General features: G+C 69.1%; 17 protein-coding genes. 10 read left to right on the top strand and 7 right to left on the bottom strand.

Annotated elements, in window-relative coordinates; genetic code table 11:
* The first annotated feature begins 79 nt into the window (after positions 1–79).
* A complete protein-coding gene (locus ACIGXX_RS06825; RefSeq protein ID WP_399973388.1) occupies positions 80–1,393 on the top strand; it encodes a sensor histidine kinase in 1,314 nt (437 codons plus the stop codon).
* 75 nt (positions 1,394–1,468) lie between these two features.
* A complete protein-coding gene (locus ACIGXX_RS06830) occupies positions 1,469–2,140 on the top strand; it encodes a response regulator (RefSeq protein WP_383817533.1) in 672 nt (223 codons plus the stop codon).
* Positions 2,141–2,181: 41 nt separating this feature from the next.
* Here ACIGXX_RS06830 and ACIGXX_RS06835 read toward each other — a convergent pair whose 3' ends face one another.
* A complete protein-coding gene (locus ACIGXX_RS06835) occupies positions 2,182–3,201 on the bottom strand; it encodes a Gfo/Idh/MocA family oxidoreductase (RefSeq protein ID WP_361462080.1) in 1,020 nt (339 codons plus the stop codon).
* 127 nt (positions 3,202–3,328) lie between these two features.
* On the opposite strand from ACIGXX_RS06835, the gene ACIGXX_RS06840 reads away from it, so the two are divergent.
* The 8 genes from ACIGXX_RS06840 (at position 3,329) to ACIGXX_RS06875 (ending at position 11,527) form a co-directional block, all read left to right on the top strand.
* Positions 3,329–4,078 carry a GntR family transcriptional regulator gene (locus tag ACIGXX_RS06840; protein WP_351159371.1) on the top strand — a complete coding sequence of 250 codons (750 nt, stop codon included), beginning with the start codon at positions 3,329–3,331 and terminating at the stop codon, positions 4,076–4,078.
* Positions 4,079–4,196: 118 nt separating this feature from the next.
* Positions 4,197–5,198, top strand: a complete 1,002-nt coding sequence (locus tag ACIGXX_RS06845) for a sugar ABC transporter substrate-binding protein (protein ID WP_351158919.1) — start codon at positions 4,197–4,199, stop codon at positions 5,196–5,198.
* Positions 5,199–5,293: 95 nt separating this feature from the next.
* Positions 5,294–6,307: a sugar ABC transporter substrate-binding protein gene (locus ACIGXX_RS06850; protein WP_399973393.1), complete on the top strand. Its 1,014-nt coding sequence runs from the start codon at positions 5,294–5,296 to the stop codon at positions 6,305–6,307.
* Positions 6,304–7,365 carry an ABC transporter permease gene (locus ACIGXX_RS06855; RefSeq protein WP_351158924.1) on the top strand — a complete coding sequence of 354 codons (1,062 nt, stop codon included), beginning with the start codon at positions 6,304–6,306 and terminating at the stop codon, positions 7,363–7,365. The genes ACIGXX_RS06850 and ACIGXX_RS06855 overlap by 4 nt, the downstream gene beginning before the upstream one ends.
* Complete coding sequence (locus ACIGXX_RS06860) at positions 7,362–8,180, top strand: ATP-binding cassette domain-containing protein (RefSeq protein ID WP_399973396.1); 819 nt, start codon at positions 7,362–7,364, stop codon at positions 8,178–8,180. The genes ACIGXX_RS06855 and ACIGXX_RS06860 overlap by 4 nt, the downstream gene beginning before the upstream one ends.
* Before the next feature lie 210 nt (positions 8,181–8,390).
* Positions 8,391–9,548, top strand: a complete 1,158-nt coding sequence (locus ACIGXX_RS06865) for an ROK family glucokinase (RefSeq protein ID WP_351158929.1) — start codon at positions 8,391–8,393, stop codon at positions 9,546–9,548.
* 3 nt (positions 9,549–9,551) lie between these two features.
* Positions 9,552–10,154, top strand: coding sequence for a sugar kinase (locus ACIGXX_RS06870; protein WP_351158932.1), 603 nt, complete (start codon positions 9,552–9,554; stop codon positions 10,152–10,154).
* Positions 10,155–10,198: 44 nt separating this feature from the next.
* Positions 10,199–11,527 carry a sulfite oxidase gene (locus tag ACIGXX_RS06875; RefSeq protein WP_399973401.1) on the top strand — a complete coding sequence of 443 codons (1,329 nt, stop codon included), beginning with the start codon at positions 10,199–10,201 and terminating at the stop codon, positions 11,525–11,527.
* A 15-nt stretch (positions 11,528–11,542) separates the two neighbouring features.
* On the opposite strand, the gene ACIGXX_RS06880 is transcribed toward ACIGXX_RS06875, so the two are convergent.
* The 6 genes from ACIGXX_RS06880 to ACIGXX_RS06905 all read right to left on the bottom strand — a co-directional run bounded on the left by ACIGXX_RS06880 (position 11,543) and on the right by ACIGXX_RS06905 (position 19,095).
* Entirely contained in the window at positions 11,543–13,426 is a 1,884-nt protein-coding gene (locus ACIGXX_RS06880; protein ID WP_399973404.1) for a DNA/RNA helicase domain-containing protein, read from the bottom strand.
* A 138-nt stretch (positions 13,427–13,564) separates the two neighbouring features.
* Positions 13,565–15,484: a DUF2075 domain-containing protein gene (locus ACIGXX_RS06885; RefSeq protein ID WP_399973407.1), complete on the bottom strand. Its 1,920-nt coding sequence runs from the start codon at positions 15,482–15,484 to the stop codon at positions 13,565–13,567.
* Between the two features lie 195 nt (positions 15,485–15,679).
* Entirely contained in the window at positions 15,680–16,618 is a 939-nt protein-coding gene (locus tag ACIGXX_RS06890) for an ornithine cyclodeaminase family protein (RefSeq protein ID WP_399973410.1), read from the bottom strand.
* Positions 16,619–17,140: 522 nt separating this feature from the next.
* Positions 17,141–17,338 carry a hypothetical protein gene (locus tag ACIGXX_RS06895; RefSeq protein WP_356538288.1) on the bottom strand — a complete coding sequence of 66 codons (198 nt, stop codon included), beginning with the start codon at positions 17,336–17,338 and terminating at the stop codon, positions 17,141–17,143.
* Positions 17,335–17,757 carry an ATP-binding protein gene (locus ACIGXX_RS06900; protein ID WP_356538289.1) on the bottom strand — a complete coding sequence of 141 codons (423 nt, stop codon included), beginning with the start codon at positions 17,755–17,757 and terminating at the stop codon, positions 17,335–17,337. Before ACIGXX_RS06900 ends, ACIGXX_RS06895 begins: the two co-directional genes overlap by 4 nt.
* A 123-nt stretch (positions 17,758–17,880) precedes the next feature.
* Positions 17,881–19,095: a helix-turn-helix domain-containing protein gene (locus ACIGXX_RS06905; RefSeq protein WP_356538290.1), complete on the bottom strand. Its 1,215-nt coding sequence runs from the start codon at positions 19,093–19,095 to the stop codon at positions 17,881–17,883.
* Positions 19,096–19,112 lie beyond the last annotated feature (17 nt).

A 19,112-nucleotide genomic window follows, 5' to 3' on the forward strand; every position in this document is an offset into this window, starting at 1 on the left:
TCTGCGCGTGTACGACTTTGGTAGACGATCACGACCGGACGACGCTCCATGACCCCGGCAGTGCGTAGATTTGTCGACCATGAGCGGCAATGAGCCCCGGCCTGTTCCCTCGGCGCCCCCGGCCCCCTTGGCCAGGCGTCCCTGGGCGCTGCCCTCGGCCGTCGCCGCCGAGCTCGATCCGGACCACGCGGGACGCGAGAACAAGGGCGACCGCAGGCCCCGGCGGACCGTACGGGACTGGCTCGTCGACTTCGCCTGCTTCTTCGTGGCCGTCGCCATCGGCATGGTGGGCGCGGACGCGGTCGGCAACAACCCGAACGTCTCGCCCGGCTTCGCCGAGGCCGACCAGGTGATCGGCGCGCTCGCCTGCGCCGCCGTCTGGCTGCGCAGGCGCTGGCCGGTCGGTCTGGCCATCGCCATGGTGCCGGTCAGCGTGCTCTCGGACACCGCGGGCGGGGCGACCGCGGTCGCCCTGTTCACCCTCGCGGTGCACCGGCCCTTCCGGTACGTCGGCTGGATCGGCGGGGTCTCGATCGCCGTGGTGCCGTTCATCTACTGGCTGCGGCCCGACGCCGATCTGCCCTTCCTGGTCGTTGTCCTCATCAGCATGCTGATCAACGCCTCCGTCATCGGCTGGGGCATGTTCGTCCGCTCGCGCCGCCAGCTCCTGATGAGCCTGCGCGAGCGCGCGGTCCGCGCCGAGAACGAGGCCGCGCTCCGCGCCGAACAGGCCCAGCGCATGGCCCGCGAGTCCATCGCCCGCGAGATGCACGACGTGCTCGCCCACCGCCTCACCCTGCTCAGCGTGCACGCGGGCGCCCTGGAGTTCCGCCCCGACGCGCCCCGCGAGGAGATCGCCCGCGCGGCCGGTGTCATCCGGGAGAGCGCGCACGAAGCGCTGCAGGACCTGCGCGAGGTGATCGGCGTCCTGCGCGGGGGCGGCGACGGCGAGGCCTCCGGCCGCCCGCAGCCGACCCTCGCCGCCCTGGAGACCCTGGTCGCCGAGTCCCGCGACGCGGGCATGAAGGTGGCGCTCGACCACCGCGTCGCCGACCAGGACGCGGTGCCCGCCGCCGTCGGCCGCACCGCCTACCGCATCGCCCAGGAGGGCCTGACCAATGCCCGCAAGCACGCCCCGGGCGCCGAGGTGAGCGTCCTGGTCTCCGGCGCCCCCGGCGACGGCCTCACCCTTTCGGTACGCAATCCACCGCCGCCCGGCGACGTGCCGGACGTCCCCGGCTCCGGCCAGGGCCTGATCGGCCTCACGGAGCGGGCCACGCTGGCGGGCGGCCGCTTCGAGCACGGGATGGCGCGGGACGGCGGGTTCAGCATCGACGCCTGGCTGCCGTGGGACGCGCCCTCCGGCCGCGGGGACGAGCCGAAGCAGACGTGATGGGGTCAACAGACGTGACGGGGGCGGCGGACGTGACCGGCTTGTCCGAGAGGGGATCTCGTTAATGTGGAGCCCATGAACCCCATCCGCGTCCTTCTCGTCGACGACGACCCGCTGGTCCGAGCCGGTCTGTCCTTCATGATGGGCGGCGCGGACGACATCGAGATCGTCGGCGAGGCGGCGGACGGCTCCCAAGTCGCCCCGCTGGTCGCCGAAGTGCGCCCGCACGTCGTCCTGATGGACATCCGCATGCCCACCATGGACGGCCTCGCGGCGACGGAGGCCCTGCGCAAGCGCCCGGACGCCCCCGAGGTCATCGTCCTCACCACCTTCCACGCCGACGAACAGGTGCTGCGGGCCCTGCGGGCGGGGGCGGCCGGGTTCGTCCTCAAGGACACCCCGCCCGCCGAAATCGTCGCGGCGGTACGGGCGGTGGCGGCGGGGGAGCCCGTGCTCTCGCCCTCGGTGACACAGCAGCTGATCACACAGGTGACGGGCGTCGACCCCCAACTGGGGCGCAGGGAAAGGGCGTTGCAGCGCCTGGCCCTGCTGGGGGAGCGGGAGAGGGAGGTGGCGGTCGCGGTGGGCCGGGGCGCGTCGAACGCGGACATCGCGGCGGAGCTCTACCTGAGCGTGGCCACCGTCAAGGCCCACGTCTCCCGCGTCCTGACGAAGCTGGACCTCAACAACCGGGTGCAGATCGCGCTGTTGACGCATGACGCGGGGCTGCTGGACGGCGTGGAGTAGCGCCCGGACCCGAGCCGGGCTCTACGAGGAAGGTGATGGGCTCACCCCCCGGCGATCTCCGTCATCCGAACCAACCGGCCTTCCCGCCGCGACAGTTCACACGCCTCGGCGATGCGCAGCGCCTGCAGCGCCTCCCGCCCGTCACAGGGGTTCTCCCGTTCTCCCCGTACGACATCCACGAACGCCGCCAGCTCCGCCTCGTACGCGGGAGTGAACCGCTCCAGGAAGCCCGGCCACGGCTTCTCGGGCGGCGGCGGGCCCGAGGGTTCCACGGACGACAGGGGCATGCGGTCGTCGAAGCCGACCGCGATCTGGTCGTCCTCTCCGGCCAGTTCCATCCGTACGTCGTAGCCCGCGCCGTTGACCCGCGTGGCCGTCGCCGTGGCGAGCGTGCCGTCGTCGAGGGTGAGGACCGCCGCGGCCGTGTCGACGTCGCCCGCGTCGCGGAACATCGAGGGCCCGGCGTCCGACCCGGTCGCGTACACCTCGGTCACCTCACGGCCCGTCACCCAGCGCAGCATGTCGAAGTCGTGGACCAGGCAGTCGCGGTAGAGACCGCCGGAGAGCGGGAGATAGGCGGCCGGCGGCGGCGCGGGGTCGGAGGTGATCGCGCGGACCGTGTGCAGCCGCCCGAGCCGCCCCGACCGCACGGCCTCGCGCGCCGCCATGTACCCCGCGTCGAACCGCCGCTGGAAGCCCAGCTGGAGCACCGTGCCCGCGGCCTCGACCTCCTGGAGCGCGGCGAGCGTGCCGGGCAGGTCGAGGGCGATGGGCTTCTCGCAGAAGACCGGAAGCCCCGCACGCGCCGCCTTGCCGATCAGCTCGGCGTGCGCGGAGGTCGCCGCGGTGATCACCACCGCGTCCACGGCACCCGACCGGGCGCTGCCCGTGAAGACGTCGTCCACCGAGGGCGCCGACGAGGCGCCGATCCGTGCCGCGAGCCCGGCCGCGCGCCCGACATCGGCGTCGGCGACGACCAGCGCACCCACGTCGGGATGCCGCTGGAGAGCCGCGGAGTGAAATGTGCCGATACGGCCCGTTCCGATCAGTCCGATGCGCATGGACCCACCCTCACCACGCCCCGCGATCCTGTCAATCCTTTGTCCGGACAACAGAACTTCAGAACTTCCCGTCATCATTTCCTGCGACTACGCTCGCCACGTGCCCAAATCTGCCGCCAAATCAGCCGTGGACCCGACCGTCTCCCTCCAGCTCGGCGTCGACCGCAGCAGCCCGGTCCCGCTGTACTTCCAGCTGTCCCAGCAGCTGGAGGCGGCGATCGAGCGAGGCGCCCTGACGCCGGGCACCCTGCTCGGCAACGAGATCGAGCTCGCGGGCCGCCTCGGCCTGTCCCGGCCGACCGTCCGCCAGGCCATCCAGTCGCTCGTCGACAAGGGGCTGCTCGTGCGCCGCAGGGGCGTCGGCACCCAGGTCGTGCACAGCCAGGTCAAGCGCCCCCTCGAACTCAGCAGCCTCTACGACGACCTGGAGGCGGCGGGCCAGCGCCCCGAGACCCGCGTCCTGCGCAACACCGTCGAGCCCGCGTCCGCCGAGGTCGCAGCCAGGCTCGGCGTCGCGGAAGGCGACGAGGTGCACCTGGTCGAGCGGCTCCGCCTGGCCCACGGCGAACCGATGGCCTGCCTCCGCAACCACATCCCGTCCGGCCTGCTCGGCCTGGACACCGCACGCCTGGAGGCCACCGGCCTCTACCGCATGATGCGCGCCGCGGGCATCACCCTGCACAGCGCGCGCCAGTCCGTGGGCGCCCGCGCCGCCACCGCCGACGAGGGCGAGCGGCTCGGCGAGCCCGCAGGGGCCCCGCTGCTCACGATGCAGCGCACGACCTTCGACGACACGGGCCGCGCGGTCGAGTTCGGCTCGCACATCTACCGGGCCTCGCGCTACTCCTTCGAGTTCCAGCTCCTCGTACGGCCGTAGCCCTCCGGCACATCACCGTCGTAAGAATGTTCTGACAAAGCCATTGACGCTGCCGCGCGCCCGCCGCTAGAACTCCCCCAGCCGCACTAGGGCGGCCGGGAGAAGAGGTGGCCCCACCATGCGTACAGCCCGCACGGCAGCAGCTCTCATAGCGGTGATCGCGCTCACGGCCGGGTGCAGCGGCTCCGGCGGCAAGGACGACGAGGACAAGTCGGGCGACGACGGGGGAGGCGGCAAGGGCGTGAACACGCCGCGCCTCAAGATCGCGATGGTCACGCACTCCGGCGAGGGCGACACCTTCTGGGACATCGTCCAGAGCGGCGCCAAGCAGGCGGCCCGCAAGGACAACGTCGACTTCCTCTACTCGAACGACAAAGAGGCCAAGGGACAGGCCGAGCTCGTCCAGTCGGCGATCGACAAGAAGGTCGACGGCATCGTCGTGACCCTGGCCAAGCCCGAGGCGATGAAGACGGTCCTCGGCAAGGCGGAGGCCGCCGGGATACCCGTCGTCACGATCAACTCCGGCGGCGAGTTCTCCGCCGACTTCGGCGCGCTGAGCCACATCGGGCAGGACGAGTCCGTGGCGGGCGAGGCCGTCGGCGACGAGCTCAACAAGCGCGGCAAGAAGAAGGTGCTCTGCGTCATCCACGAACAGGGCAACGTCTCCCTGGAGCAGCGCTGCGACGGCGTCAAGAAGACCCTCAAGGGTTCGGTCGAGAACCTGAACGTCGAGGGCACCAACGCGCCGAACGCCCAGTCATCCATCAGTGCGAAACTCCAGGCGACCAAGGACATCGACGCGGTCGTCACCCTCGGCGCGCCCATCGCCGCCCTCTCGGTGAAGGCCAAGGAAGACGCCGGAGACGCGGCCAGCAAGGCCGAGGTCGCCACCTTCGACCTGAACGCCGAGGTCGTCAAGCGCCTGAAGGCCAAGGAGGTCGGCTTCGCCGTCGACCAGCAGCCCTACCTCCAGGGCTACCTCGCCATCGACGAACTGTGGCTCTACAAGACCAACGCGAACGTCCTCGGGGGCGGCAAGCCCGTCCTCACCGGACCCGCGATCGTCACCGAGAAGGACGTGCCGAAGCTCGAGAAGTACACCGCCCGCGGTACCCGATGAACACATGCGTGATCCGCGTGGTCGATACTTGGGCGGCCGGGGCCGGGCATCCGGACCGGCCACACCGAGGAGCAGAGCTAGAAGGGCACGGCGTCGTGGCAAGGGTTCAGACAGGGGTACGTGCGGTGGGCGCCGTGCTGGTCGCGGTGCTCGGGGTGTCCCTCGCGGGGTGCAGCAGCACCGGTGGCAAGCGCGCCGAGGACGCACGCAAGGCGGCGACGGCACAGGGCAAGGCCGCGGTGAACACGCCGAACTGGACGTTCGGCATGGTGACCCACTCGGGTGACGGCGACACGTTCTGGGACATCGTCCAGAGCGGCGCCAAGCAGGCCGCCGTCAAGGACAACATCAACTTCCTGTACGCCCACAATGCCGAGGCCCAGCAGCAGGCCCAGCTCGTGGACTCGTACATCGACAAGCGGGTCGACGGCATCATCGTCACGCTCGCCAAGCCCGCCGCCATGAAGGGCGCCCTGGCCCGCGCCAAGAAGGCCGGCATCCCGGTGATCACGGTGAACTCCGGCTCCGCGGAGTCCAAGGAGTTCGGCGCGCTCACCCACATCGGCCAGGACGAGACGATCGCGGGCGAGGCCGTCGGCGAGGAGCTCAACAAGCGCGGCAAGAAGAAGGCGCTCTGCATCCTGCACGAGCAGGGCAACGTCGGCCACGAGCAGCGCTGCGAGGGCGCCAAGAAGACCTTCGACGGCAAGATGCAGAACCTGTACGTGACCGGCACGAACATGCCCGACGTGCAGTCCTCCATCGAGGCCAGGCTCCAGTCCGACAAGGCCATCGACTCGGTGGTCACGCTCGGCGCGCCCTTCGCGGACACCGCGGTGAAGGCCGCCGACAGCGCGGGCAGCAAGGCCGAGGTCGACACCTTCGACCTGAACGAGAAGGTCGCTGCGGGCCTGAAGGACGGCACGCTCGGCTTCGCCGTCGACCAGCAGCCCTACCTCCAGGGCTACGAGGCCGTGGACCTGCTCTGGCTCTACAAGTACAACGCCGACGTCCTCGGCGGCGGCAAGCCGGTCCTCACCGGACCGCAGATCGTCACCAAGGACCAGGCCGCCAAGCTGGAGGAATACGCGAAGCGAGGGACGCGATGACAGCGACCGCACCGGCGCCGGCGCCTTCGCCGGACACCAAGGCCGACGAGCGCCTCCTGAAGGCATCGCCGCTGAAGAAGCTGATGGGCCGCCCCGAGCTCGGCTCGGTCGTCGGCGCCGTCGCCGTCTTCGTCTTCTTCGCGGTCGCCGCGGACAGCTTCCTGCAGACCAACAGCCTCGCCACGGTGCTCTACGCGGCATCGACGCTCGGCATCATGGCGGTGCCGGTGGCCCTGCTGATGATCGGCGGCGAGTTCGACCTGTCGGCGGGCGTCATGGTGACGACCTCCGCGCTGATCTCGTCGATGTTCAGCTACCAGATGACGGCCAACGTCTGGGTCGGCGTCCTCGTCTCGCTCGTCGCCACCCTCGGGGTCGGCGTCTTCAACGGCGTGATGCTGACACGCACCGACCCGCCGAGCTTCATCATCACGCTCGGTACGTTCCTGATGCTGACCGGCATGAACCTCGGCTTCACCAAGCTGATCAGCGGCACGGTCTCCACGAAGTCGATCGCCGACATGGAGGGCTTCTCCTCCGCCAAGGACGTCTTCGCCTCGACGATCACCATCGGCGGCGTCGACTTCAAGATCACGATCCTCTGGTGGCTCGGCCTGATCGCGGTCGCCACCTGGATCCTGCTCCGCACCCGCGTCGGCAACTGGATCTTCGCGGTCGGCGGCGGCGAGGACGCGGCCCGCGCGGTCGGTGTCCCGGTCGCGGCGACCAAGATCGGCCTCTACATGGGCGTCGCCTTCGGCGCCTGGATCTCGGGCCAGCACCTGCTCTTCTCGTACGACGTCGTCCAGTCGGGCGAAGGCGTCGGCAACGAACTGATCTACATCATCGCGGCCGTCATCGGCGGCTGTCTGATCACCGGCGGATACGGCTCTGCGGTCGGCGCGGCCGTCGGCGCCCTCATCTTCGGCATGGTCAGCAAGGGCATCGTGTTCGCCGAGTGGAACCCGGACTGGTTCAAGTTCTTCCTCGGAGTGATGCTGCTCCTGGCGACCCTGCTCAACCACTGGGTCCGCAAGCGCGCGGAGGCGACGAAGTGACCGACACGACCGATGTCACCGACGCGGTGCCGGCGGCGGAAGGCACTCCGCTCGTCGAGCTCGACGACGTCAGTAAGTACTACGGCAACATCCGCGCCCTCGAAGGCGTCTCCCTGGAGGTCCACGCGGGCGAGATCTCCTGCGTCCTCGGCGACAACGGCGCGGGCAAGTCGACCCTCATCAAGATCATCGCGGGTCTGCACCGGCACGACGCGGGAGAGTTCCGCATCGACGGCGAGGACGCGAAGCTGGGCTCGCCGCGCGAGGCCCTGGACCGCGGTATCGCCACGGTCTACCAGGACCTCGCCGTGGTCCCGCTGATGCCGGTCTGGCGCAACTTCTTCCTCGGCTCCGAGCCGACGAAGGGCGTGGGCCCCTTCAAGCGCCTCGACGTCGACCTCATGCGCGAGACGACCCGCGCGGAGCTGCTGCGCATGGGCATCGACCTGCGCGACGTCGACCAGCCCATCGGCACCCTGTCGGGCGGCGAGCGCCAGTGCGTGGCGATCGCCCGCGCGGTCTACTTCGGCGCCAAGGTCCTGGTCCTCGACGAGCCGACCGCAGCCCTTGGCGTCAAGCAGTCGGGCGTCGTCCTGAAGTACGTGGCGGCGGCGCGGGACGCGGGCCTCGGAGTGGTCTTGATCACCCACAACCCGCACCACGCGTACCTGGTCGGCAACCGCTTCGTCCTCCTCAAGCGCGGCACCATGTTCGGCAGCTACGCGCGTGACGAGGTCACCCTGGACGAGCTCACCCGCCAGATGGCGGGCGGCAGCGAACTGGACGACCTCCGTCACGAACTGGAGAAGCGCTGAGCAGCGCCCCGTAAGGGGCGCGGGGAACTGCGCGCTCAGCCCAGGAAAAGCCGCAGTCGCGACTGCTCTGTGACCCAGCAGACGCGTCTGCGGCTTCTTCGTGGTTGCTCGCGCAGTTCCCCGCGCCCCTGACGGGGCGCACCCCGGAGCTACGGGGGCACCCCGGGTCCGTTGTGCGCGCCCCCGCGAGAGTGAGGCAGAATCGCCGCAATGAGCACCTACCGCGATCTCGCGCACCGCGGCTCCGCACGAGCCACCGTTCTGCGGACCGTGGGCACGCGTGAGCGCCGATCCCATCTGACGGCGCCCCGCGTCCCCACCGTCGGCATCGACATCGGCGGCACGAAGGTGATGGCGGGCGTCGTCGACGCCGACGGCAACATCCTGGAGACGCTCCGCACGGAGACCCCGGACAAGTCCAAGAGCCCCAAGGTCGTCGAGGACACCATCGTCGAGCTGGTCCTGGACCTCTCCGACCGGCACGACGTGCACGCCGTGGGCATCGGCGCGGCGGGCTGGGTCGACGCGGACCGCAACCGCGTCCTGTTCGCCCCGCACCTCTCCTGGCGCAACGAACCCCTCCGCGACCGCATCTCGGGCCGCCTCGCGGTCCCCGTGCTCGTCGACAACGACGCGAACACCGCCGCGTGGGCGGAGTGGCGCTTCGGCGCGGCCCGCGGCGAGGACCACCTGGTCATGATCACGCTCGGCACCGGCATCGGCGGCGCGATCCTGGAGGACGGCCAGGTCAAGCGCGGCAAGTTCGGCGTGGCCGGAGAGTTCGGCCATATGCAGGTCGTCCCCGGCGGCCACCGCTGCCCGTGCGGCAACCGCGGCTGCTGGGAGCAGTACAGCTCCGGGAACGCGCTGGTCAGGGAGGCCCGCGAGCTCGCCGCGGCCGACTCCCCGGTGGCGTACGGGATCATCGAGCGGGTCAAGGGCAACATCCCCGACATCACGGGCCCCCTGATCACGGAGCTGGCCCGCGACGGCGACGCGATGTGCGTGGAGCTGCTCCAGGACATCGGCCAGTGGCTGGGCGTCGGCATCGCGAACCTCGCGGCGGCCCTCGACCCGTCCTGCTTCGTGATCGGCGGCGGCGTCTCGGCCGCCGACGACCTCCTGATCGGCCCGGCCCGCGACGCCTTCCGCCGCCAGCTGACGGGCCGCGGCTACCGCCCCGAGGCCCGTATCGCCCGCGCCCAGCTGGGCCCCGAGGCGGGCATGGTGGGCGCCGCCGATCTGGCGCGCCTGGTGGCCCGCCGCTTCCGCAGGGCCAACCGCCGCCGGGTGGAGCGCTACGAACGCTACGAGCGTTACGCGGAGGCGCGCCGCACCAATGACCGCACCTCTCAGGGAACTCTGTAAGTGATGACCGTGCCCCGCCAACCCTCGTCCCCGGACTCCGCGGGCTCCCCGGATCATGCCGACGAGGGGAGCGGCCCCCGCGAGGACCGCCGCCACATGATCCGCCGCCGCTGGCTGACGGCCACGATCATCGTGCTCCTGATCGGCGTACCGGCCGGCTATCTGGTGATCTCCGCGAACCAGAGCCGCAACAGCGGCCGCGACAAGGAGGCCAAGTACTCCGCGACCGGCCTCACCGCGGGCTGGCCCTCCCGGGTGCAGCGCCGACTCTACGACGTGCCGATCCCCCCGTACTCCCGGGAAGTCGCCTACTACGAGACGAACAACTGGCGCACCAGCCGCCTCTACGCCCAGTTCCTGACGAGCAACAAGGGCCTGGACAAGTTCCTCAAGCAGATCGGCACGAGCACCAAGACGCTGAAGAAGAACGACATCACCATCAGCAAGCGCGACCGCAAGGTGGTCGGCTGGGAGTTCACGGACCCGGGCCCCTGGCTCGGCCTCACCCACGTGAAGAAGGACCCGGCGCCGACCCTGGACGTGGTGGTGAACCGCGTCAACTCGGAGCACCCGATGGTCTATGTAGTGTCTACGACAACCCCGTAACTGGCGTGTTTCATCGGTGAGTTGCCCGCGGGGCGGCTCGTACGATGACGCCCATGATCTCTGAAGAGGCGTACGACGGACGTCGGCGTGCCCAGTGGCTCGCGGGGGAGGCGCGGGCGGACGGCGTGGCCCGCAGGGACATGCTGCGGCTGCTGGCCGCGGCCGGGGCGGTGGCGACGCTGCCGGTGACGCTGGGAGCGCCCCGGGCGCAGGCGGCGACCGGCACAGGGGCAACCGGCACAGCGGCAACTGGCACAGCTGCGACCGGCACAGCGGCAGCCGGGATCGTGGCAGCCGGGATCGTGAAACCGCTCCCCGCGGACCGCTTCACGATCCGCGGCACGAACGCGGAAACGAAATTCGAGGCGCTCGCCGGCACCCCCTTCCACACCCCCGTGTCCCACTTCTTCGTACGCAACCACACGGCGACGCCCCGCCTGGACGCGAAGACCTGGACGCTGCGCGTCTGGGGCGACGGACTGACCGGAGGCGAGAGGGAGTTCACGCTCGCGGACCTCAAGAGCCTCCCGTCGGTGACGCGCACCGCCTTCGTCGAGTGCGCGGGCAACGGCAGGAGCTTCTTCACGACCCAGCAGGGCCAACCGGCATCGGGCACGGCCTGGACCCTGGGAGCGATCGGCAACGCCCGCTGGCGCGGCGTACGCCTCTCCGAAGTCCTGCACAGGGCAGGCGTGTCGCGCCACGCGGTGGACGTGATGCCGAGCGGTCTGGACGCGGAGTACGTCACGGACGACGGCACGAACCTGGGCCGGGTCCGCCGCCCGCTGCCACTGACCAAGGCGCTGGACGACGTGATCCTGGCCTACGAGATGAACGGCGCCCCACTGCCTCCGGACCACGGCTACCCGGTGAGGGTCCTGGTCCCGGCGTGGGTGGGCATCGCGTCGATCAAGTGGGTGGGCGACATCGAGGTCTCGTCCAAACCCCTCTTCTCCCCCTGGAACACGCAGTTCTACCGCCTGTTCGGCGAGGCGTACCCACCGGAGGGCAGCGCCCCCCTGACCCGCCAGACCCTGAAGTCGGCCTTCGAACTCCCGCGGGACGCAAGCTTCGAGGCGGCCACGACCCACCACCTCACCGGCCGCTCCTGGTCGGCGACGGGCGCGATCACCCGGGTGGACATCAGCACGGACGGGGGCACGACATGGCGCCGGGCCCACCTCAAGGACACCCCGCACCGCGCCACTTGGACCCGCTGGACCACCCCCTGGCACCCCAGAACCCCCGGCCCCACCACACTCCTGGCCCGAGCCACAGACACCACGGGCCACACCCAGCCGGAGACGACGGTGCACAATACGCAGGGGTATCTGTTCGATGCGGTGGTGCGGCATGAGGTGCGGGTGGTGTGAGGCCGGAGTGGGTCCCTAGGCGGGAGCCGTGATGGCGGTTCCGGTACCGACGAGTTCGCGCAGCTTGTCACGCGTCTCGGCGTCGGTGGAGTAGATCACCGTGCCGATCATGCCGCGGGTCAGCAGCACCTTGTACGTGTTGCGGACAAGGCGGTCGACATCGGCGTTCGGTGTGGCTTTGGTGAACACCGGGTCCTTTGACGCCCTGCGGTCGACGACCCACCTGTCCCCGCGCCACACCAGATCGGGGCCGATGATGACGCCGCTCCAGTCGTACTCGAATCCCTGCGCCGTGTAGACGCAACCCACCTGCCCGAAGCCGGCCGGGTCCGTGGCCCACAGAGCGGCGGGGGGAGCGCCCAGTACAGCGCGGTCGCCAAAGACGTTCCATGGCCGGGCCCAGTCCCCGATCGCCACATCCGCAGGAAGCGCCTGCCCCGGCGGAATCTTGGTGGTCCATTTCCAGCAGTATCCGGCGGACATCCTCGCACCGTACCCATGGGCGCGACGGTCGACGAGAAAGGCCTCCAACTCCTCCGGGCTGTCGACGACTTCGAGACCGACCTTCCCGTCCGGCTCCCATGCCACCGGCTGATCGCCGTCGAGTCCGAGCAGCCGCACCACCCACCTCAGATACGCGTCACTGCCTCCGCACCGGAACTGACTGTCCAGCGACACCACCCGGCAGTCCAGCTTCTTCTCCGCGGCGGCCTGCTGAATCTGCCCGACCGTACCCATCTCGCCCGGCCGTACCACCTGATGCTGATCAAGCAGGAACACCGGAACACGGGCCGCGTCGATCAGCTCCTCGATCTGTGCCTTGTCGGTGCGCAGCTCGGCCTTGGTGTACCGATTGGCGGATGTCTTGCGAATCCGATGTGCCTCGTCGCAGATGAGTACGCCGAGCCCGTTGCGCTCGGCGGTCATGAAGCTGTTGAAGTACTTGAAAAGGTCCTGCACTTCACGCTTTCGGGCCCCGGCCACCTTCCGCATCGTCTTCGTGAACGACTGCGACCCGGTGGCGTGCAGCGCTGACACGCCCCGCCGATACAGTTCGCCGAGTAGCGAGAGCGCGATCACACTCTTCCCTGAACCCGGCCCACCCGTCACCACAATCACTTCCTTGTGGTCGGCCTGCTGTGCTTTCCGTACGGCGCCGAGCACCATTTCGTACGCGATTCGCTGCTCATCGAGCAATACGAACTGTTCGCGCTCACGTACCTCTTGTGCGGCCACGGACATCAACTGCACCGAGGGCTGAATCTTGCCGGCGATCAGTTCATCAGCGGCGGCGGCCCCCGGCCGAGGCGCGAGCCGAGCCTGGAGATATCCGATGAAGTCACCACGCCTGTCGGCGGTGAACAGCCTCCCGCGCTCGGTTTGTTCGACCTCGTCCAATCCGCTCACACCGAACTCCGTGGCGTTGTGCAGGAAGGCCGCACCGGAGATCCGCTCCGGGTGTTCGGCCAACGCCCCGTTGAAGGACACCAGGTAGTCGCAGTATCCCCGTACCTGCTCAATCGGATTCAGCACGGGTCGCCCGTACGCCTCGACGCGACACAGCAGTGGCTCGCCGTCCTCGGGATGCGCATCGCTCCACTGCTTGAGTTCCACGACGACGTACGAGGGCGCACCGGTCAGCGGATGCACTCCGGCCAACACCGCGTCCGCACGCTTGCTGGTGAGTGGCAGGGCGTACTCCAGCATCACCTCGACCTGCCCGAGCCCGGCGTCGAGCAGGGCCCCGGTGAGCGCGGGGATGCTCCGCTCCCAGGAGCGCACTTCGGAGGGACCGGGCTTGTAGCCATGTGCATGCACGAACTGCTCTGTCAGATGCAGGAACAGCGAACCCTCAAGGGCTCGCGCGGCGACCGACTCGGCGGACTCGCGGAACAGCAAGGAATGCCCCCAGGCAGCACGAAGTTGCTCGTGCGGGTGGGGGCATGTCCTTCGAGACTCCACCGGAGCGGAGCGGAAGCCCGTCGGGCCGCGATGACGATTGATCGCAGAATATCGCGGGCCGTGAGCCGGACCGGCCTAGGTCCCTGGCGGGCGGAGCCCCTGGATGGGGAAGACAGGAGCCATCGACTGAAGAAAGCGCTGAGTCTCTGGGTCCACGGAGTGCAGAACGACACCTCGTCTGGCCCGGGTGAGCAGTACGTGATAGGCGTTACGCACGCACTCGTCGAATCGTGGGTTCGTCTGTGCCTTGACCTTCGCGTCGTACGAGCCGTCACGTCGAGCCACCCATGTGTCCCCGCGCCTGACGTAGTCCATACCGAGAATGACACCGCACCAGTCCCACTCCATGCCCTGCGCCGTATAGACACAGCCGACTTGGTGTACGCCTTCAGGGCGGATGGACCAGAGGTTCTTGGGAGGGGCGTCGTTCTCATAGCGCTTGCGGGTGCCGTTGACGTTCCAAGGGCGTTTCCAGTCGCCAATCTTGACGTCCGGGACAAGAGTGCCGTCAGATCGTGGTTTGCTCCATGGCCAGCAGTAGCCGGCCACCATGCGCGCGGTGGAGTGCGCGTGGTGCTCATCAAGGATGACACCCTCCAAATCAGCCGGAGAGTCCGCTACTTGGACATGGATCATCCCGTCGGGCACCCATTCCCAGGGGGCGCTGGGACCGATTCCCAGAAGGCTGTGAACCCACTCGACGTAGAGGTCGCTGCCACCACACCGCCATTGGCGCCGAAGGTCGTACTCGACGGCTTTGAGACCTCGCGCCTTGGCGGCCTTGCGGATCGTGCTGACCGTGCCTACCTCGTTGCTGCGGACGGACTGCTTCTCGTCGAGGAGGAAGACGGAGACCTTGGCGGCATCGATCAGTTCGTCCACCTGGGGTCGAGTACCACGACGGTCACGCCGGTACTGGTCGTCCGACTTCATTCGCAGCCGATGGGCTTCGTCGCAGATGAGGAGAGCCAGTTCGTCAGGCTCCGCGTGTACGAACTCGTTGAAGAAGGCGAGGTATTCATAGAGGACACGGTCGTTGCGCCCCACATGCTCCTTCAGCATGGCCATGAAAGCCTCGGCCCCGTTGGCGAGTCTGGCGGGGGTGGACGGATCGATGTCGCGCAGCAACTCGATGGAGATTGCCGTCTTGCCTGTGCCGGCGCCGCCGTTGACGATGAAGACGGCCTTCTCGCCTTGCTTCTTCGCGCGCTCCACGGCAGCGAGAACGTCGTCCTTGGCGGTCAGCTGCACGCCACGGAGGGTGAAGACATGGTCCACGCCGTGCGGTTGGAAAAGAACGTCGGCCAGCGGGTTGTTCACCATCATGTCGACCAACGGCTGGTCACGCATGCCCATCCGCTCGAAGAGTCGCTCCACCGCCGACTCTCCCGATGCTTTGGAGAACTGCGTCATGAGGAGCTGCCGAAGGCTCTCCCTGCGGTCACCGGTGAAATGGACTGTGCGAATCGTCCTTGTCGACTTGTGGTTGAGGATGTCCGCGACGTCGTGCTGCTTGGCGTTGTGCAGGTACACGGCACCGGCCAGCTCGACGCGGAGGCCGTTCAACGGTCCTTGCTCACCCACCAGGAAGTCGCAGAACGGCTTGATCTGCTGACTCGGGTGCTTCGTCGGGGTGGGGTATCCGACTTGGTAACTCTCCTGCTTGTGTGGATCTGTGGTGGCTTTGGTCCAACGCTTCAGTTCCACGGGTAGGTATGAGTCGCGACCGCTGTCGGGGTGAATGCCCACAAGGACCGCGTCCATGGCCCCCTGCCTCCCGCCAGGGGGCTTGAACTCGATGAGGACCCGCACTTCACCGCGGTCCACTTCGATGAGGTCGCGAGCGAGTTCAATCAGACTGGTGGCCCATGCCTCTTGCTCGCTCTCGCCGATGCCCTTTTGGTACATCTTGATGCGCTCGACGAGGTGGGATTTGAGGACGCCACGATCATGCAGCGCAATGAGGGCACGGGCAGGCGCCTGAAGCAGGAGCACGGAAGGGATCCCCCGGACACACGAGAAGTCTCGTGCGGGTGGGGGCATTTCCTCAGCCGGAAGCCCGTCGGGCCGCAATTACCCGTTGAACGGTAGCGCAGCCCTGCTGGAGGGAGGAGCCAGGTTCGGAGGGGGATGAACAGCAGTGACGGTGCTGTTCTCTCATTGCCTACGCGGTATCGGTGTAGGGAGGGGTCAGCCGAGGCCCGTCCACCGTTCGTACGCGGCCGCTCCCACCCCCAGATCCTCCCAGGCCATCCCCGCCGACTTGAACAACCGCGGGCGGTTCGCGGGGATGTCGATCTCGCCTCGTACCAGCTCACCCAGCGTCCGCAGCCGGGTCATGTCGAAGGCGCCCGCCTCCACCGCCAGTGCGATGTCGCCGCACTCCCGCAGCGCCACCCCGTGCGACTCCGCCACCACCAGGCCGCGCCTGAGCAGACCCTCGTCCACCTCGCGGGCGTCCGGTTCGTGCGAGCCCACCGCCGCGACCGTCGCGTGGGGCGGGAGCAGTGCGCTGTCGAAGAGCGGTTCGCGCGCTGTCGTGCAGCAGCAGACCACGTCGGCGGTCGCGACGTCCGCCGGGGCCGCGGGCGCCGCTGAGAGACCTGCCTCGCGGCAACGGACGACGAAGGCCGCCACCCGCTCCGGGTTCCGGGCCACGACGTCCACGTGGGCCAGGGTCGGGCGTACCGCGCGGACCGCCTCCACGTGGCCCCAGGCCTGGGGGCCGGTGCCGAAGACCAGGAGGCGGCCGGCCTCCGGGACCGCGAGGTGCTTGATCGCGGCTCCCGAGACCGCCGGAGTGCGCAGCGAGGTGAGGGCGATGCCGTCCAGCAGGGCCAGGGGAGTGTGCGTCTCGCCGTCGAGGAGGAGGTACACGCCCTGGACGCGGGGGAGGTCGCGGGACGCGTTCTCGGGCGTGACCGTGGCGATCTTCACTCCGGTGTACGACGTCGTGGCGGACGGCATCAGGAGGAGCTGGCCGCCCGGTACGTCCACGATTCCCCGCGGAGGTTCCGTCTCCGGGTCCAGGCCCGTCTTGAGGACGGCCTCCACCGCCTCGACGGCCGTGGCCATCGGGACGAGCCGGGCCATCGCGTCGGCGTCGATGTAGGGCGGGGCCTCGCTCATGCCTGGTTCCTTTCGGGCTGTTTGCCGGGGGATGTCCGGTCGCGTCGCGTCACGCTCATGATCACCCCCATCGAGCCTTCTCCACCAGGACGCCTTCAGCGTGTGGGCGGGGCTGCGTCGTCGGGGCGAAGTGAACAGGGCGCTTGGCGGCGGGAGTTGAGAACGCCTTCCGCGCGGAATTCCGGCGCCGGACCAGTCCTCCCGATGAGAGCTTCGGCACCCTCTTACTCACGCGTCAGCTCCGCCCGTTAGCGTAGAGCGGTGAGCGAGACGACTACCCCTGCCCTCCAGTACCGATTCGACGGACCCGAAGACGCCCCCGTGCTGATCCTCGGGCCTTCGCTCGGCACCACCTGGCACAAGTCATAGAACCCTTCCATGGGGTTCCGCACAGTCCAGACAGTGCCGTGAAGTTGCAGGTGAGCGGCCGTCGTTCCGCCTCACTCCGCAGAGACTGTGACACCTCGTGACACGACGAAGCCCCGGCCGGTGACCAGCACCGCGCCGGGGCTTCTGGCGTATCTACAGCCGGTCTTGTCTCCGCTCGCGAGGCGTCACCGCGGTCAGCCGCTCAGGGTGTTCCGAAGTCCACTCTCTGCCCCCGGCCTCCGGCCGCAGGACCCACACCCCAGCGCTCCGCACGTCCGTGACGACCCCGCGCCGGTTGGCTTCCTCGTCGTGGATCAGGTCGCCCACCCAGGGCTTCCGCTCGCCGCTCACGCTCGTTCCTTCCCAAGCAGTTCCGCCCACACCCGTTTGCCCCACGGGAGCGGCTCGCTGCCCCAGTGGTCGGCCAGCTCCGCCACGAGCGCGAGGCCGCGTCCGCCTTCGCTCTCGCCGTCCGGCACCCGGGGCGCGGGTGGCACCTTCGAGAAGTCCACGACGCCGATGCACACCCGGACCGCTTCGGGTCTGTCCACGCTGACCCGGATGGACTCTCTCCGGGCGTGCTGGACGGCGTTGGACACCAACTCGGACACGATCAGGACGCCGTCGTCGGCCAGGTCGTCCAGCCCCCAGACGGCAAGTGCTACGCGTACCAGACGCCGGGCGGTGCCCGCACTCCCGGACTGGCGCGGCAGCGTCTCGCTGTACCCGGGGTAGCCGGTCGGCCGGGCCCGCGTTGTAGGTTGCGGCATGTCGGCGCTCCTCGAAGCGTTGGCCATGCCCCCGGCCGTTCGCGTGGTGCGGGGGTCTGTCATGCCAAGGCTTGTGGTCCCCGTCACGCCGCTACAGGGACGAGGCGTCCTACTTTCGCCACGCTATTCGGCGACGCCTAGGAATTCCGCCAACGGCCGCAGTCCCGCTGGGTGGTTGGGGAGCGCCCACAGGTCGCGCACGATGGCCACGGCCAACGTGTGGTGCTGCATCCACGTCGGTGCCACCCGGCGCAGGGACTCCAGCGCCTTCACCGCTCCAGTGGCATCCCCGGTGTCCGTGTGCGCTCGGGCCACGTCCAGCAGCAGCCACGTGCGCCACGATGGCGGGGTGTCTTTGCTCAGCCGCATCCCCTTGGCGAGCGCCAAGGCGTCATGAGGGTGCCCGTACTGCACGGCCAGGCGGACGCGTTCGATACGGACCGACGACGGGCTAAAAACGCTCACCATGCGGTTGTCGCTGCCTGCAGGGAGCTTCGCAACGCGGGCAGCTTCCTTCTCAGCCCCCGCCATCAGCTCTGCTGCACGCTCGTAGTCGCCGCTCCGCGCGGCAGAGGTGGCAGCGCTCATGGTCAGGGCGCCCCACACCTTCAGGCCGTCGGCGGTGTCTGTGTGCCCGCCGCTCTCGATTGCTTCAGCCGAGCGCAGGGCGATCCCCAGGGCGTCTTCCAGACGGCCTTGCCGCTGGTAGGTCCAGGCGACAGAGTTCACCACCATGGGGACCAAGAGCGGGTCTGCGGACTGCTCGGCCGCGCTTATGGCCCGCTCCAGGCTCGTCAGGGCAAGGTCTGTCTTGCCCATGCGCACGGCGACGTGCCCGGCGAGCTGGAGTGCCTTGCCCAGGGCTGCGAAACCGGCCCTGCGGTAGTCGTCGCTCCCGGACACCGTGGCGGAACGCGCGTCGGTGATCAGGTCGGGGAGGCCCTTCATCACGGAGTCGAATTCGGCTGCGTGATACTGCGACCACCCGTCTGCGATCTGCTCGCGCAGCCGCTCCATGGAGAAGTCCGGGCCGGTCGGTTCCGGCTGCGGCCCCCAGAGCGCGGGCATGACGGCACGGCGTACGGCGACGAAGCGCGGCCCGTCGCTCTCTCCGCCTGCCGTGACCGCCGGAGGATCGCCCAGCAGAGTGGTCAGCTCCACGCCCAAACCGTTGGCGAGAGCGTGAAGTGTGGGGAGGCGTGCCGAGTGCTTCCGCTGCTGTTCAAGCTGACGGATCACGTCGACGGACACGCCGGAGCGCTCGGCCAGCTCTTCTTGCGTCAGGGAGGCCAGACGACGCAGACGGCGCAGGGTCTTCCCCAGGTCTTCGTTTGCCACGCTGCCACGGTACGCCC

This window comes from Streptomyces sp. NPDC055243, from assembly GCF_044544025.1.
Lineage (GTDB): Bacteria > Actinomycetota > Actinomycetes > Streptomycetales > Streptomycetaceae > Streptomyces.

Coding starts and splice junctions, on each gene's coding strand:
- ACIGXX_RS06855 (WP_351158924.1), top strand. CDS start 6,304: ATGACAGCGACCGCACCGGCGCCGGCGCCTTCGCCGGACACCAAGGCC.
- ACIGXX_RS06890 (WP_399973410.1), bottom strand. CDS start 16,618: ATGAGCGAGGCCCCGCCCTACATCGACGCCGACGCGATGGCCCGGCTC.
- ACIGXX_RS06870 (WP_351158932.1), top strand. CDS start 9,552: ATGACCGTGCCCCGCCAACCCTCGTCCCCGGACTCCGCGGGCTCCCCG.
- ACIGXX_RS06830 (WP_383817533.1), top strand. CDS start 1,469: ATGAACCCCATCCGCGTCCTTCTCGTCGACGACGACCCGCTGGTCCGA.
- ACIGXX_RS06875 (WP_399973401.1), top strand. CDS start 10,199: ATGACGCCCATGATCTCTGAAGAGGCGTACGACGGACGTCGGCGTGCC.
- ACIGXX_RS06825 (WP_399973388.1), top strand. CDS start 80: ATGAGCGGCAATGAGCCCCGGCCTGTTCCCTCGGCGCCCCCGGCCCCC.
- ACIGXX_RS06900 (WP_356538289.1), bottom strand. CDS start 17,757: ATGCCGCAACCTACAACGCGGGCCCGGCCGACCGGCTACCCCGGGTAC.
- ACIGXX_RS06865 (WP_351158929.1), top strand. CDS start 8,391: ATGAGCACCTACCGCGATCTCGCGCACCGCGGCTCCGCACGAGCCACC.
- ACIGXX_RS06835 (WP_361462080.1), bottom strand. CDS start 3,201: ATGCGCATCGGACTGATCGGAACGGGCCGTATCGGCACATTTCACTCC.
- ACIGXX_RS06845 (WP_351158919.1), top strand. CDS start 4,197: ATGCGTACAGCCCGCACGGCAGCAGCTCTCATAGCGGTGATCGCGCTC.